This is a genomic window from Actinobacillus arthritidis (assembly GCF_029774155.1).
GTDB lineage: Bacteria > Pseudomonadota > Gammaproteobacteria > Enterobacterales > Pasteurellaceae > Actinobacillus > Actinobacillus arthritidis.
In genome coordinates this window covers 1,176,493-1,190,946 of record NZ_CP103833.1, presented here as the reverse complement: position 1 = coordinate 1,190,946, position 14,454 = coordinate 1,176,493, and the positions used below count along the sequence as shown (strand labels likewise).

11 protein-coding genes and 1 pseudogene are annotated in these 14,454 nt (G+C 41.0%); 10 read left to right on the top strand and 2 right to left on the bottom strand.

Going from position 1 to position 14,454, the window contains the following annotated elements; genetic code table 11:
• The first annotated feature begins 45 nt into the window (after positions 1 to 45).
• The 4 genes from gyrA to tcdA all read left to right on the top strand — a co-directional run bounded on the left by gyrA (position 46) and on the right by tcdA (position 6,494).
• Complete coding sequence (gene gyrA / locus NYR89_RS05460) at positions 46 to 2,739, top strand: DNA topoisomerase (ATP-hydrolyzing) subunit A (protein WP_279445047.1); 2,694 nt, start codon at positions 46 to 48, stop codon at positions 2,737 to 2,739.
• 103 nt (positions 2,740 to 2,842) lie between these two features.
• Complete coding sequence (locus NYR89_RS05455) at positions 2,843 to 3,676, top strand: BRO family protein (protein ID WP_279437429.1); 834 nt, start codon at positions 2,843 to 2,845, stop codon at positions 3,674 to 3,676.
• A gap of 113 nt (positions 3,677 to 3,789) precedes the next feature.
• On the top strand, positions 3,790 to 5,733 hold the full coding sequence (locus tag NYR89_RS05450) for an ABC transporter ATP-binding protein (RefSeq protein ID WP_279445046.1): 1,944 nt from the start codon (positions 3,790 to 3,792) through the stop codon (positions 5,731 to 5,733).
• Complete coding sequence (tcdA, locus tag NYR89_RS05445) at positions 5,733 to 6,494, top strand: tRNA cyclic N6-threonylcarbamoyladenosine(37) synthase TcdA (RefSeq protein WP_279445045.1); 762 nt, start codon at positions 5,733 to 5,735, stop codon at positions 6,492 to 6,494. The genes NYR89_RS05450 and tcdA overlap by 1 nt, the downstream gene beginning before the upstream one ends.
• Before the next feature lie 45 nt (positions 6,495 to 6,539).
• On the opposite strand, the gene NYR89_RS05440 is transcribed toward tcdA, so the two are convergent.
• Entirely contained in the window at positions 6,540 to 6,914 is a 375-nt protein-coding gene (locus NYR89_RS05440) for a copper resistance protein NlpE N-terminal domain-containing protein (RefSeq protein ID WP_279445044.1), read from the bottom strand.
• A 20-nt stretch (positions 6,915 to 6,934) separates the two neighbouring features.
• Positions 6,935 to 7,243 carry a DciA family protein gene (locus tag NYR89_RS05435; RefSeq protein WP_279445043.1) on the bottom strand — a complete coding sequence of 103 codons (309 nt, stop codon included), beginning with the start codon at positions 7,241 to 7,243 and terminating at the stop codon, positions 6,935 to 6,937.
• Between the two features lie 115 nt (positions 7,244 to 7,358).
• Here NYR89_RS05435 and secM point away from each other — a divergent pair, with 115 nt between their 5' ends.
• From secM to groL, 6 genes and pseudogenes are all read left to right on the top strand, one after another.
• Positions 7,359 to 7,676 carry a secA translation cis-regulator SecM gene (gene secM / locus NYR89_RS05430; RefSeq protein ID WP_279445042.1) on the top strand — a complete coding sequence of 106 codons (318 nt, stop codon included), beginning with the start codon at positions 7,359 to 7,361 and terminating at the stop codon, positions 7,674 to 7,676.
• An 88-nt stretch (positions 7,677 to 7,764) separates the two neighbouring features.
• Positions 7,765 to 10,482 carry a preprotein translocase subunit SecA gene (gene secA / locus NYR89_RS05425; protein WP_279445041.1) on the top strand — a complete coding sequence of 906 codons (2,718 nt, stop codon included), beginning with the start codon at positions 7,765 to 7,767 and terminating at the stop codon, positions 10,480 to 10,482.
• 157 nt (positions 10,483 to 10,639) lie between these two features.
• Positions 10,640 to 11,827, top strand: a complete 1,188-nt coding sequence (locus NYR89_RS05420; protein WP_279445040.1) for a glycosyltransferase family 9 protein — start codon at positions 10,640 to 10,642, stop codon at positions 11,825 to 11,827.
• Positions 11,824 to 12,222, top strand: coding sequence for an 8-oxo-dGTP diphosphatase MutT (gene mutT / locus NYR89_RS05415; RefSeq protein WP_279445039.1), 399 nt, complete (start codon positions 11,824 to 11,826; stop codon positions 12,220 to 12,222). Before NYR89_RS05420 ends, mutT begins: the two co-directional genes overlap by 4 nt.
• A 182-nt stretch (positions 12,223 to 12,404) precedes the next feature.
• Positions 12,405 to 12,695, top strand: a complete 291-nt coding sequence (locus tag NYR89_RS05410; RefSeq protein ID WP_039197299.1) for a co-chaperone GroES — start codon at positions 12,405 to 12,407, stop codon at positions 12,693 to 12,695.
• A gap of 63 nt (positions 12,696 to 12,758) precedes the next feature.
• A pseudogene (gene groL, locus NYR89_RS05405) lies at positions 12,759 to 14,401 on the top strand (chaperonin GroEL).
• The last annotated feature ends 53 nt before the right edge of the window (positions 14,402 to 14,454 follow it).

Genomic DNA, 14,454 nt, shown 5'->3' with positions numbered 1-14,454 from the left:
CCTAAGGTATAGGGCTACTTCTTTAAACGTGATTAGGAAATTTCAATGAGCGAATTAGCCAAAGATATTACTCCCGTCAGTATCGAAGACGAGTTAAAAACGTCTTATCTCGACTATGCGATGTCTGTTATTGTCGGACGTGCGCTACCCGATGTGCGTGATGGTTTAAAACCGGTACACCGCCGCGTGTTATTCTCAATGGATCAAAACAGCAATACGTTTAACCGCCCACACGTAAAATCTGCACGTGTGGTGGGTGACGTAATCGGTAAATACCACCCACACGGTGATTCTGCTGTGTATGACACCATTGTACGTATGGCACAGCCGTTCTCACTTCGTTATATGTTGGTTGACGGTCAAGGTAACTTTGGTTCGATTGACGGCGATGCGCCGGTCGCGATGCGTTATACCGAAGTGCGTATGCAAAAAATTACGCAGGAATTATTAACGGATTTAGATAAGGAAACCGTGGATTACTCGCCGAACTATGACGGCAAAGAGATGATTCCTGATGTATTACCGACCAAAATCCCAGCGTTATTAGTAAACGGTTCATCCGGTATTGCGGTTGGTATGGCAACCAATATTCCGCCGCACAACTTAAATGAAGTGTTGGACGGTTGTTTAGCTTACATTGAAGACGAGCAAATCAGCATTGAAGAATTAATGCGTTTTATCCCGGGGCCGGATTTCCCGACAGGGGCGATTATTAACGGTCGTAAAGGGATTGAAGAAGCGTATCGTACCGGTCGTGGTAAAGTTTACGTGCGTGCGAAAGCAAGCGTAGAAATCACGGAAAAAGGTCGTGAGCAAATTATTGTTACTGAGCTTCCGTACCAAGTAAACAAAGCGAAGTTGATCGAGAAAATTGCCGAATTAGTGAAAGATAAGAAAATCGAAGGCATTAGCGGTATTCAAGATCACTCGGATAAAAAAGGTATCTCAATCGTTATCGAAGTAAAACGTGATGCGGTCGGTGAAGTGGTCTTAAATCACCTTTACTCGCTAACGCAAATGCAAGTAACGTTTGGTATCAATATGGTTGCGCTTGATCACGGTCAGCCGAAAGTATTGAATTTAAAACAAATTATCGAAGCATTTGTGAAACACCGCCGTGAAGTGGTGACACGCCGTACCATTTTTGAATTACGCAAAGCGCGTGAGCGTGCACATATTTTAGAAGGTTTAGCGATTGCGTTAGCCAATATCGATCCGGTTATCGAGTTAATTCGTAACTCAAAAACAGCGGATGAAGCACGTGAAGGTTTATTAGCTCGTGCGTGGGCATTGGGTAACGTTGCACCAATGTTAGAAGTCGCCGGTGTAGATGCGTCACGTCCGGAAGATTTACCGGAAAACTTAGGTGTACGTGACGGTCAATACTATCTTTCCGAAGCGCAAGCACGTGCGATTTTAGAATTACGTTTACACCGTTTAACCGGTTTAGAACACGAAAAAATTGTTGATGAATATAAAGAGCTACTTACTGAAATCGGCGAATTATTACATATTCTAAGCGGCGCAGAACGCTTAATGGAAGTGATTCGTGAAGAATTAGAAAAAGTGAAAGCGGAATTTGGTGACGAACGCCGTACCGAAATTACAGCGGCTTCGGGCGATATCAATATGGAAGATTTAATCGCTCAAGAAGACGTGGTAGTCACACTTTCTCACGCGGGTTATGTGAAATACCAACCGCTTTCAGATTACGAAGCACAACGTCGTGGCGGTAAAGGTAAATCTGCGACTAAGATGAAAGAAGACGATTTCATCGAGAAATTATTAGTGGCGAATACCCACGATACGATTTTATGTTTCTCAAGCCGTGGTCGTTTATATCAATTAAAAGTGTATCAATTACCGCAAGCAAGTCGTGGTGCACGTGGTACGCCAATCGTGAACATTCTGCCATTAGTGAAAGAAGAAAATGAACGTATCACTGCGATTCTACCGATTCCGAACGGTGAATTTAGTGCGGATAAATTTATCTTTATGGCAACCGCAAGCGGTGTCGTGAAGAAAGTCAGTTTAGATGCGTTCAGCAACGTGCGTTCAAGCGGTCTGATTGCATTAAAACTTCGCGAAGGCGATGAGTTAATCGGCGTTGATATTACCGATGGCGAGAGCGAGATTATGTTGTTCTCAGCACAAGGTCGAGTAGTACGTTTTGCAGAAAAAGCGGTGCGTGCAATGGGACGTACCGCAACAGGTGTTCGAGGTATTAAACTTGCTACGACAGACATTTCAAGTGAAGAAATTGAAGAAGCGGAAATCGTAGAAATTGAAAACGAAGAAGCAGAAGATTCATCAAGTGTAAGTCTTGATACAGACCGAGTGGTATCACTTGTGATTCCTCGTACGGAAGGCGATATTCTAACGGTAACGCAAAACGGTTTCGGTAAACGTACCGTGATTGGTGAATATCCGGTTAAATCTCGTGCAACCAAAGGTGTAGTTTCTATCAAAGTGAACGAACGTAACGGTAAAGTAGTTGCGGCGGTTCAAGTTGAAGAAGCGGATCAAATTATGTTGATTACCGATGCCGGAACGCTAGTTCGTACCCGAGTCGCAGAAGTTAGCCTCGTTGGCCGTAACACTCAAGGCGTTCGTATTATCCGTACCGCAGATGACGAAAGCGTAGTAAGCGTAGAGCGAGTTTGCGAACCTGACGATGAAGACGAAAACAGCGAAGTGTTAGACAACGTAGAAAACACAGAAACTTCAACAGAAGCCTAAATAAAGGGCGTAAGACCCTAAACAAGCGGTCGGATTTTGGTAAAATTTTGCAAAAATCCGACCGCTTTTGATTATAAAAACATAAAGGAAAAAGGAGACAGTAATGAACGAGCTTAAACTTTTTGAAAATAGCCAAATTCGTTCAGTATGGGACGAAGAGCAAGAAGAATGGTTTTTTAGTATTGTGGATATTGTGGCGGCTTTAACAGATAGCCTCGATCCTAAACAATATATTAAAAAAATGAAAAGCAGAGATCCGGAACTAAATGCCAATTGGGGTACAATTTGTACCCCAGTTCAAATGTTGGCTTTAGATGGGAAAATGCGTAAAGTTCAAGCTGCTGATATGTCAGGTATTTTCCGTATAATCCAATCTATTCCAAGCCCTAAAGCTGAACCATTCAAACTGTGGTTAGCTCAAGTTGGAAAAGAGCGAATTGATGAAATTATTGATCCTGAATTAACTATCGACCGTGCGCTACAAACCTACTTGCAAAAGGGTTACAGTAAAGAGTGGATTAATCAGCGTTTACAAGCAATCCAAGTACGTAAAGAATTAACTGATGAATGGCAATCTCATGGCGTTCAGCACGGTGCGGAATATGCTATTTTGACTAATGAGATTAGCCGTGCTTGGAGTGGAATGAGTACCAAAGAGTACAAAACATTCAAAGGGTTAAAAAAAGAAAATTTACGAGATAATATGACAACACTTGAGTTGGTGTTAAATATGTTAGCGGAAGCGACAACAACGGAGCTGACTCGTCAAACTAATCCACAAGGTTTGGAAGAAAATAAGGCGGTTGCGAAGCGTGGCGGAACGGTTGCAGGTAATGCAAGAAAAGAGATTGAAGCACAAACGGGTAAACCGGTTATTAGCAAACAAAACGCGATTGACTTTGCTAAGTTAATTGAAGATGTAACAAAAAATAAATAAGAGAACGAAATATTTTGTTCTAAGTGGAAAGCATCAAATTTAAAGATTTTTTTATAATTTGGTATTTATCAGTTTGATAGATACCAACACAAATATAAGTATCGAGAAATAATATGGCACTACTAAATTTATCCAATGCCTATTTAGGTTTTGGCGATCATCCGTTATTGGATCATACGGAATTACATATTGAACCGGGCGAGCGAGTTTGCTTGGTTGGACGCAACGGGGCGGGAAAATCCACGCTGATGAAAGTCTTGGCGGGCGAAGTTCAGCTGGATGACGGTAAGCTGATTTTTGAAAAAGATATTGTGGTAACACGCCTTGAGCAAGATCCGCCTCGTCATATTCAAGATACGGTATTTGATTATGTAGCGGAAGGGATTGCGCATCTTAGCGACTTATTGAAGCAATATCACCACATTTCGCAACAAATGCAGACGGATTATAGCGATGAGCTATTAGCCAAATTATCGAATGTACAGGCACAGCTTGAGCATAATAACGGTTGGCAGTTTGAGAATCGTATTCAAGATACTCTTAAATTATTGGAATTGGATCCGGATAAACGTTTATGCGAATTATCGGGCGGTTGGGTTCGTCGTGCGGCATTAGCTCGTGCATTGGTTGCGGATCCGGATATTCTGTTATTAGATGAACCGACCAACCATTTGGACGTGGAAGCGATTACGTGGCTTGAGGATTTATTGCTCAATTTTAAAGGCTCGATCATCTTTATTTCGCACGACCGTTCATTTATCCGTAAGATGGCAACTCGCATTGTCGATCTTGACCGAGGTAAGTTAGTTTCTTATCCAAGTAATTATGATGTGTATTTAGAAACTAAAGCGGAAGATTTGCGTGTTGAAGCATTACAAAATGAGCTGTTTGATAAAAAATTAGCACAAGAAGAAGTGTGGATTCGTCAAGGCATTAAAGCACGCCGTACTCGTAATGAAGGTCGTGTGCGTGCATTAAAAGCATTGCGTGAAGAACGTCGTAATCGCCGAGAGGTACAGGGTACGGCTAAAATTCAAATCGATCAAACCGCACGTTCAGGCAAAATCGTCTTTGAAGTAGAAAATGCAAGTTATGAAATTGAAGGCAAAACCTTGCTGAAAAATTTCACAACTACCATTCAGCGAGGCGATAAAATTGCGTTAGTCGGTCCGAATGGTCGCGGTAAAACCACCTTTATCAAATTGTTATTAGGTGAGTTGCAACCGACTTCAGGCTCAATTCGTTGTGGTACGAAACTGGAAGTGGCTTATTTTGACCAATATCGGGCGGATCTCGATCCTGAGAAAACGGTAATGGATAACGTGGCGGATGGCAAACAAGACGTAGAAGTAAACGGGGTAAAACGCCACGTGTTAGGTTATCTACAAGATTTCTTGTTCCCGCCAAAACGTGCGATGACTCCGGTAAAAGCCTTGTCGGGCGGTGAGCGTAACCGTTTATTACTGGCTAAATTATTACTTAAACCGAATAACTTATTGATTCTGGATGAGCCGACCAATGACTTGGACGTTGAAACCCTTGAGTTACTGGAAGAGTTATTAGCGGATTATCAAGGTACATTGCTGATTGTGAGCCACGACCGTCAATTTATCGACAATACCGTGACGGAATGTTATTTCTTTGAAGGTAATGGCGTATTAAATAAATATGTAGGCGGTTATTTTGATGCGAAACAGCAACAAGAAAACTACCACGCCACACTTGCACAGAACCAGCCGAACAAGCGGTCAAATTCTGCTGAAACTTTACAAAAAGCAGAAGAAAAACAACCGCTTGTAACGAAGTCGGAACCGGCTAAAAAGGTAAAACTTTCTTATAAAGAGCAAAGAGAGCTTGAGGAATTACCGGCAAAAATGGAAGCCTTAGAGGCGGAAATGGAAAGTTTGCAGGCAGAAGTCAATAGTGCGGACTTTTTCAGTAAAGATCCAAGCTATACGCAAGTGCAATTACAAAAACTGGCGGATGCGGAAATGGCGTTAGAAGCCGCTTTTGAGCGTTGGGAAGTATTGGAAAATATTAAAAACGGGAATTTGTAATGGCGAGAGTGGATAATTATGAACAACGTTTTGGCGGAATCGGGCGACTTTATACGCCGGAAGGTTTAGCAAAATTACGTCAGTCACATATTTGTGTGATTGGGATTGGCGGTGTTGGTTCGTGGGCGGTGGAAGCGCTTGCCCGTTCTGGCATTGGTAAAATCACGATGATTGATATGGATGATATTTGCGTAACCAATATCAATCGCCAAATTCACGCAATGACCGGTACGGTTGCTCAGTTAAAAACCGAAGCAATGAAAGAGCGTATTGAGAGGATTAATCCCGAATGTGTAGTGGAAATTATTGATGATTTCATCACACCAGAGAATATCCCTGAATATCTGAACTGTGGCTATGATTATGTGATTGATGCGATTGATTCGGTGAAAACCAAAGCGGCACTTATCGCTTACTGTAAGCGTAATAAGATCAGAATGATTACTACTGGCGGTGCAGGCGGTCAGACTGATCCGACTCAGATTCAAATTACTGATTTAAGTAAAACGATTCAGGATCCGCTTGCCTCTAAAGTGCGTTCGTTATTACGTAAGGAATATAACTTTAGTCAAAATCCAAAACGTAAGTTTGGTATTGATTGTGTTTTCTCAACTCAACCGCTAATTTTTCCGAAAATGGGAGAAGGTTGTGAGGTATCGGCAACGATGAATTGTGCAAATGGCTTTGGTGCGGTAACAATGGTAACGGCAACCTTTGGTTTCTTTGCTGTAAGCCGAGTAATCGATAAGCTATTGAAATGAAAAAAAGCCTACGAGGTTTAATCTCGTAGGCTTTTTTATGACATATTATTTTACTTTACGTAACACATATGGGTTATTTGCTACTTTTGGTGGGTTACCGTTAGCGTCACAAATTTCAGCTTGTGTTTCATTCACTTTAAATGCAAGCGCTCCGGAATCTTTTTCTAAACGGATTACACCGCGTTTACCTTGTTCCCAAGTATAAGTGCCTTTATCGCTAAATGGATGCTCTTTGCCATTTTTAATAAAGACGGTGTTATATTGGTAACTATTATTTGCACCGAGAATTAATTCGGCTTGAATCTTTTCACAATCGGCACAAGGTAAGTCACCTTTAAATGTGCCTGTTACTGATTGTTGTGGTAATAATGAACATGCACCTAAGGTACTGATGGCCATTAATAAAGCAAGTTTTTTCATGCCGTTTTCCTTCTTTCTAGCTAGATATGTTTAAAACTCGGATTCACGTTAAACTGAAGTTCAGTTACATTGGGAAAATCAGAGTGAATTAATTGTAATAAAAGTGATGTTTGTAACTGTAAACCTTGCCGAACAGTCGCATTTTGCACTTCAAATATAAGCTGATTATCAACTAAATTGACAATGCGGTAAAGCCCACGATATTGTTCCGGCAGTAATTTTTGTACTTTTTGATGTAAATCATTCAATTGGTTAGCTCGTTGGACAATCCGACTTAGGCTTGAGTTCTGTAAAATTTCTGTGATATTTTTTATTGCTGAATTTTTCATCTTTTCAAATGGTTATCTATTGATTTTACGTTATTTGACCCAATTATCTGACCATTCTACTGGAATTTAGCGTATAATTCGTATAATTTTTTTGATTAATTTTATCAAGACTTTCATGGGTTTATTTCGACATTTTCATAAAGCACCTTTTTGGTCGCAACTGGTTCTCGGACTCGTTGCGATTTTTGCGTTACCTGAAATTCAGGCAACAGTTGCTCGAGATGACGAACAATCTACTGTTATTAATCGATCTATTACACAGTTTGCTCAATTATCCGATGATATTGAACAACAATCTTTATTTATTGCAGAGTGCCGCCAAGTATCGCTATTCAAACCGTTACAAGCGGTAACATTTTGCGAATTTCTTACCAAATCCTACCGCTTTGACGGAGATGATAATCATCCGATTCGAGCCGGACCTTTCGCCTAATCAAAAATATTATTTGACCACAGAATACGATGTTTTCGTGTGTTAGGCGTGTTTCATAAAAATAAAATGACTAGATTAGGACAAAACAATGATTTCAAAAATTATCACTTCGATTTTCGGCTCAAGTAACGATCGTACGTTAAAACGTTTAAGAAAGCGTGTTGCTCAAATTAATAAACTTGAACCAGCATTTGAAAAATTAACTGATGAAGAATTACAAGCAAAAACGGCGGAATTTAAACAACGTTTAGCAGATGGTGCAAGCCTTGACAGCTTATTGCATGAAGCGTTTGCAACTGTGCGTGAGGCAAGTCGCCGTGTGATGGGCATGCGTCATTTTGATGTGCAATTAATCGGCGGTATGGTCTTAACTGGTCGTAATATCGCAGAGATGCGTACTGGTGAAGGTAAAACCTTAACCGCAACATTACCTTGTTACTTAAATGCGTTAACCGGTAAAGGTGTACACGTTGTAACCGTGAACGATTATCTTGCACGCCGTGATGCGGAAACAAACCGCCCGTTATTTGAATTTTTGGGTTTAACTGTTGCGGTGAATATTCCGGGACTGCCTAATGAAGTCAAACGTGAAGCCTATAAAGCGGATATTACCTACTCAACTAATAGTGAGTTAGGTTTCGATTATTTACGCGATAACCTTGCACACGCAAAAGAAGATCGTTTTCAACGTGAATTACATTATGCGTTAGTGGATGAGGTGGACTCAATCTTAATTGATGAAGCACGTACGCCGTTAATTATTTCAGGTCCAGCGGAAGATGCGACTCAAATCTATCAAGCAATTGATACGATTATTCCACATTTGATTCAGCAAGATAAAGAAGACACCGAAGAATATACTGGTGAAGGCGATTTCACCTTAGATCTGAAAAATAAACAAGCGCATTTAACTGAGCGTGGTATGGTGAAAGTAGAAGGCATTTTGACTGAAATGGGCTTAATGCAAGAAGGCGAAACACTTTATCATCCGGCTCGTATCGCGTTATTACATCACGTTTATGCGGCGTTACGTGCGCATAAATTATTTGAATTAGATGTAGATTACATCGTAAAAGATGGTGAGGTGGTGATTATTGACGAACATACCGGTCGTACAATGGCTGGTCGTCGTTGGTCTGACGGGTTACACCAAGCGATTGAAGCGAAAGAAAAAGTCAATATTCAAGGTGAAAACCAAACTGTTGCGTCTATCACTTACCAAAACTATTTCCGTTTATACGAAAAATTAGCTGGTATGACTGGTACAGCGGATACGGAAGCGTTTGAATTTCAACAAATTTACGGTTTGGATACAATCGTTGTTCCAACCAATAAACCGGTTATTCGTGATGACCGTACCGACTTAATGTTTAAGAGTGAGCCGGAGAAATTTGCGGCGATTATCAATGATATTAAAGACTGTATGGCTCGCCAACAACCGGTGTTAGTCGGTACGGCATCCGTTGAAAAATCAGAACTTTTATCGGCAGAATTAACCAAAGCCGGTATCGCACATAACGTATTAAATGCGAAATTTCATGCACAAGAAGCGGAAATCGTAGCGGAAGCAGGCGCACCGGGTGCAGTGACTATCGCAACCAATATGGCGGGGCGTGGTACGGATATCGTATTAGGTGGTAACTGGAAAGCGGAAATTGCGAAGTTAGAAAATCCGACTGAAGAGCAAATCGAAGCGATTAAAGCGACTTGGAAAGAACGTTATGACATTGTGATGAAAGCCGGTGGTTTACATATTATCGGTACTGAACGTCATGAATCTCGCCGTATCGACAATCAGTTACGTGGTCGTTCTGGTCGTCAAGGTGACCCGGGTTCATCACGTTTCTATCTGTCTTTAGATGATGCGTTAATGCGTATTTACCTAAATGAAGGTAAATTAAATATGATGCGTAAAGCCTTCTCCGAAGAAGGCGAGGCGATGGAGTCTAAATTACTGACGAAAGTGATTGCTTCGGCACAAGCAAAAGTGGAAGCACATAACTTCGATGGTCGTAAAAACTTATTACAGTACGATGATGTGGCGAACGAACAACGTAAAGCGATTTACGAACAACGTAATTACTTGCTTGAAACCGATGATATTTCAGCGATGATCAGCACAGTGCGTGAAGACGTGTTCAATAATGTGATTAGCCAATATATTCCACCGCAATCCATTGAAGAAATGTGGGATGTTGCAGGCTTAGAAGATGCGTTAAAACGCCAATTCGGTATGGAATTGCCTATCCAACATTGGTTAGAACAAGAGAATGACTTACACGAAGAAACATTGCGTGAGCGTATTGTTGATATTGCGAAACAAGAGTACCAAGCGAAAGAAGAAAAAGTCGGCTCGGAAGTGATGCGTAACTTTGAAAAAGGCGTGATGCTCCAGAACTTAGATGAACTCTGGAAAGAACATCTTTCGGCTATGGATTATTTACGTAAAGGGATTCACTTACGTGGTTATGCACAAAAAGATCCGAAACAAGAGTATAAAAAAGAATCATTTGAAATGTTTACCAATATGCTCGATTTGTTGAAATCTAATGTGATTAGCGTGTTAAGCCGTATTCAAGTGCGTAGCCAAGAAGAGATTGAAGAAGCACAACGTCAGCAAGACGCGATGGCGCAAGCGGAATCGGAAGGTTATCGTGCTGAAGATAATCAGGCGGAAGATCAACAAACGGCAGAATTAACGGAAGAACAGTTAGCGAATCTGGATATCGGTCGTAATGATCCTTGTCCTTGCGGCTCCGGCAAAAAATATAAACATTGCCACGGCAGTAAAGCCAGATATGCGTAATTAATATAAGCGGTCGTTTTTTTCTAAATTTTTGTAAAATTTTCTGAAAAAAAGACCGCTTTTTCTTTGCCTATCAAGACATAATAAACTCAAAGCGACTTTTTGAGATTGAAGATGTATCTACTAGTTATGAATTCCGATGTAATTGGAAAAGACTATGGCTGAAATGACGTTTGAACAATATCTCGCTTTATTGGTAGAAGAGCAGGACAGTGTTGCGACACCATTTGAATGGCTGGCGGTTTTAAGAAAATACGATGAAATAATCCGATTATTACCGGACAAGGCGGTGCTATATCACAATCGTTGCACGGTATTACAAAACTTGGGACTTTACCAATTAGCGTTAAAAGATACGAATAAAGCAGTCGAACTTGCGCCAAATTATGCTATTGCTTGGTGTAATAAAGCGATGTTACATAACTTGTTAGGTGATTATCTGCAAGGCTGGCAAGCTTACGAATGGCGTTGGCAAACCGGTTTGCCTGCTTTTGAACCGCTGGAAATTAATATTCCGCAATGGCGAGGGGAAAATATCGGTGATGCTAAAATCTTGTTTCACGTAGAACAAGGATTCGGCGATAACATTCAGTTTGTACGTTATGCCTTGGAAATGAAACGTCAAGGCTTAAATGTGGTGGTGCTTAATCATAGCGGCATTGAAAATTTACTCAATTATAATTTAGCGCAATACGGCATTGAAACCATGCAAAACGGTGGGCGAATTTCGGGGCTGGCATACCATTTGCCGATGTTAAGTGCGCCTTTAGTATTTGGCAGTACACTTGAAAATATTCCTTATTCAAGCGGTTATTTACAAGCACAACCGGAGTTTCTTGCAAAATGGCACACAAAAATAACCGCTTGTAGTTCGCTAAAACGCTTGAAAATCGGTGTGGTTTGGGCGGGATCGGCAAAACATAATCGGAATGCTTCCCGCAGTTTGCCCTTTGAGCTGTTTTCACAGTTGTTTGCGTTAGATGCTGATTTCCATTGTTTGCAAAAAGAGCTAAACGAAGCGGATTACAAGCGGTCTGATTTATTCGAAAATTTGCATATTTGGCGACAAGATATTGGTGATTTTTCAGATACCGCCGCATTAATTGCCCAAATGGATCTTGTGATCAGCGTTGATACGTCTGTCGCCCATTTGGTCGCCGCAATGGGCAAACCGACTTGGATTATGTTAAGTTATTACCCGGATTTTCGCTGGTTGTTAACTCGTCAAGATAGTCCGTGGTATGACAGTGTGAAACTTTTTCGCCAAGAGGCTAGTCTTAATTGGCAATCTGTGATAAAAAATATCCAACAACAATTACAACAAATTCTCAAGGAAAATACATGAATAAGCCCACAATCCAAGTTGCGACCGGCATTATCCGCAATGAATTTGGACAGATTTATTTAACCCAAAGACTTGAAGGACAAGATTTTGCACAAGCATTGGAGTTTCCCGGTGGTAAAGTGGATACGGGAGAAACACCGGAAGAGGCATTAAAGCGTGAGTTGGAAGAGGAAATCGGGATTCACGTGTTAAGTGCTTTCCCTTATGAGTCGTTTCGTTTTGATTATCCGACCAAAGTGATTGAGTTTTTCTTCTATCTAGTGGAAGAATGGGTTGGTGAACCGTTTGGACGTGAAGGTCAAGAAGGCTTTTGGGTTGCTCAAGCTGATTTGGATGAGAGCGAATTTCCGCCGGCAAATAGCCGTTTAATCCAACGTTTAAAATTAGAAGCTTAACAGTACGGAGCATTTCATTTGAGATGCTCTTTTTTATTGCCTAAAAATCAGACGAAAGCGGTTGCTTTTGCATAAAATTTTGCAAAAGTAACTTGAAAGCTGATAATCTGCCCCAATGTTGGTAATCGTTGCACGCAATTCTGCGTGCGAAATTTTTTAAGCTTAATAGAGGGAAACAGACAATGACTCTTCGTCCATTACACGATAAAGTAATTTTAAAACGTGAAGAAGTAGAAACACGTTCTGCCGGCGGTATCGTTTTAACCGGCTCAGCGGCAACAAAATCTACACGCGGTAAAGTAATTGCAGTGGGTACAGGTCGTTTATTAGATAATGGTTCTGTGCAAGCATTAGCGGTAAAAGTTGGTGATGTCGTTATCTTCAACGAAGGTTATGGTGTGAAATCAGAAAAAATTGACGGTGAAGAAGTGTTAATTCTTTCTGAAAACGATATTTTAGCAATCGTAGAGTAGTGACAAGCGGTCAGTTTTCACTAATTTTTTGCAAATTGAATAAATAATTTATAGGAAGAAAAAATGGCGACAAAAGACGTTAAATTCGGTAATGATGCACGTGTAAAAATGTTAAAAGGCGTGAATGTGTTAGCCGATGCAGTAAAAGTAACTTTAGGCCCTAAAGGTCGTAATGTCGTATTAGATAAAGCATACGGTGCGCCAACCATTACTAAAGACGGTGTGTCAGTTGCACGTGAGATCGAATTAGAAGATAAATTCGAAAATATGGGCGCACAAATGGTAAAAGAAGTAGCGTCAAAAGCAAACGATGCGACCGGTGATGGTACGACAACCGCAACAGTGCTTGCTCAAGCAATCGTAAACGAAGGCTTAAAAGCTGTAGCGGCAGGTATGAACCCGATGGATTTAAAACGTGGTATTGATAAAGCGGTTGTTGCGGTAGTAGAAGAATTAAAAGCGATTTCTAAACCGTGTGAAACCTCAAAAGAGATTGAGCAAGTCGGTACGATTTCGGCTAACTCTGATGAAACCGTGGGTAAATTAATTGCACAAGCAATGGAAAAAGTTGGCAAAGAAGGCGTTATCACTGTTGAAGACGGTACAGGTTTAGATGATGCGTTAGATGTGGTAGAGGGTATGCAATTTGACCGTGGTTACCTTTCTCCATACTTCATCAACAAACCGGAAGCGGGTACGGTCGAATTAGAAAATCCGTATATTATTTTAGTTGATAAAAAAATCAGCAATATTCGTGAAATCTTACCGGTATTAGAAGCGGTAGCAAAAGCAGGTAAACCGTTATTAATTGTGGCGGAAGATATCGAAGGCGAAGCGTTAGCAACATTAGTTGTGAATACAATGCGTGGTATCGTGAAAGTGGTCGCAGTAAAAGCACCGGGCTTTGGCGATCGTCGTAAAGCAATGTTACAAGATATTGCAATCTTAACCGCAGGTACTGTGATTTCGGAAGAAATCGGTATGGAACTTGAGAAAGCGACACTTGAAGAATTAGGTCAAGCAAAACGTGTTGTGATCACCAAAGACAATACAACTATTATTGATGGTATCGGTGATGAAGCACAAATCAAAGCACGTGTAGCACAAATTCGCCAACAAATTGAAGATTCAACATCAGATTACGATAAAGAGAAACTTCAAGAACGTGTTGCAAAATTAGCCGGCGGTGTTGCGGTAATCAAAGTAGGTGCGGCAACCGAAGTTGCGATGAAAGAGAAAAAAGATCGTGTTGATGATGCGTTACACGCAACTCGTGCGGCAGTTGAAGAAGGTATCGTACCGGGAGGTGGTGTTGCATTAGTGCGTCTTGCTTCTAAAGTGGTCGCAACCTTAACAGGCGATAACGAAGAGCAAAATGTCGGTATTAAACTTGCGCTTCGTGCGATGGAAGCGCCACTTCGCCAAATCGTTACTAACGCAGGCGAAGAAGCTTCAGTTGTTGCTCGTAATGTGAAAGATGGTAACGGTAACTACGGTTACAATGCCGGTACGGAACAATACGGTGATATGCTTGAAATGGGTATTTTAGACCCAACTAAAGTAACTCGTTCTGCATTACAATTCGCAAGCATCAATCGCAGGTTTAATGATTACTACAGAATGTATGATCACCGATTTGCCGAAAGATGAAAAGTTAGATCCGGCATGCAATGGGCGGCATGGGTGGTATGGGCGGAATGATGTAATTCATCCCTCCAGCTGACGTAAAAAAACTCTGGGAAAATTTCCCAGAGTTTTT